Origin of the sequence: Pseudomonas sp. LAMO17WK12:I10, from assembly GCF_900215185.1 — a bacterium.
Classification (GTDB): domain Bacteria; phylum Pseudomonadota; class Gammaproteobacteria; order Pseudomonadales; family Pseudomonadaceae; genus Aquipseudomonas; species Aquipseudomonas chlororaphis.
In genome coordinates, this window is record NZ_OBDX01000087.1 from 1 (window position 1) to 1,511 (window position 1,511).

The 1,511-nt window shown below is 60.6% G+C and carries 1 protein-coding gene; it reads left to right on the forward strand.

Annotation, left to right across the window (positions count from 1 at the left end):
• Positions 1 to 1,511: Ig-like domain-containing protein (locus tag CRO75_RS32210; protein WP_177409822.1), on the forward strand; the 1,511-nt coding region annotated here is incomplete at both ends.

The following is a 1,511-nucleotide window of genomic DNA, read 5'->3' on the forward strand; positions in this document are numbered from 1 at the left end:
GTGAAATTGACCTGGGGCGGTGCGGTCAAGGAGGTCGTGGTCGGTGCGGATGGTAAGTGGTCCGCGACCTTTCCCAGCAGCCAGGTGCCGGCCGACGGCAACACAACCCTGACCGCCACAGTCACCGATCCGGCGGGTAACGCGTCGAGCCCAACCAAGCGGGCCATCGAAATAGATACCCATGCCGGGGCTGCACCGGTGATTAGCAGTGCTCCTGCTGTCGTCAATGGTGCGGCGAAGGCTGCCGGGGTTACCGTCAGCGGCACCGCCGAAGCGGGCAGCACGGTGAAATTGACCTGGGGCGATACTGCCAAGGAAGTCGTGGCTGATATGGATGGCAAATGGTCCGCGACCTTTACCAGCGATCAAGTGCCAGCCGACGGTAATACAACCCTGACCGCCACAGTCACCGATCCGGCGGGTAACGCGTCGAGCCCAACCAAGCAGGCCATCGAAATAGATACCCATGCCGGGGCTGCACCGGTGATTAGCAGCGTTCCTGCTGTCGTCAATAGTGCGGCGAAGGCTGCCGGGGTTACCGTCAGCGGTACCGCCGAAGCAGGCAACACGGTGAAATTGACTTGGGGAGGTGCGGTCAAGGAGGTTGTGGCCGGTGCGGACGGCAAGTGGTCCGCGACCTTTACTAGCGACCAGGTACCAGCCGACGGCAATACAACCTTGAGCGCAACTGTTACCGATGCAGTGGGCAACACCTCTTCCCCTAACACCAGTTCCATCGCAGTGGATACAAGCGTGGCTGCCCCGGTCATCGGTGTGGTGGCCGGTGACGATATTGTCGATACAGGCGAGTCGGCCGCGGGTGTAGTGGTTAATGGCACTGCCGAAGCCGGTAGCACCGTGAAGTTGACCTGGGGCGATGTTGTCAAGGATGTTGTGGCGGATAAGGACGGTAAGTGGACTGCGACCTTTACCAGCGATCAAATGCCGGCCAATGGCACGACCACCTTGCATGCGAAAGTGACCGACGCGGCCGGTAATGTCTCCGAGAGTAGTCGCCCCGTGACTGTGGATGGAACGCTGGCATTGAGCAGCGAACTGCAGGGGGTGGCGAACCTGGATGTGCGTTCGGATCTGGTGTTGAAGTCGAGTGCGCCGGTGACGCTTGCTGACGGTACCTGGACCATCAAACTGGTCAACGACAGCAACGACGCAACGAAGCAGGGTTTCAAGGACGAGACCAGCGACAACAGCCAGACCCTGATCTTTACGGTTGTCAATGGTATTGTGACCAGCTCCACTGGCGGCGAGCTCAAGCTTAGTGCGGACGGTCGTAGCGTCACTCTCAACCCCAAGCATGACCTGGACCTGTCGAACAAATACCACTTGGAGGTGCCGGCCGGTATGTTCAAGGGGGGGGATGGCAGCACCAATGACGCCCTCAGCCCGTCGTTCTCCACCGTCACGCCGGGTGGCTACAGCCCGACTGGCGAGAAGCTGGGTGGCGCAGAGTCGAAAATGTTCGACAGCACAGGTGCACTGGTGGCCGGGCC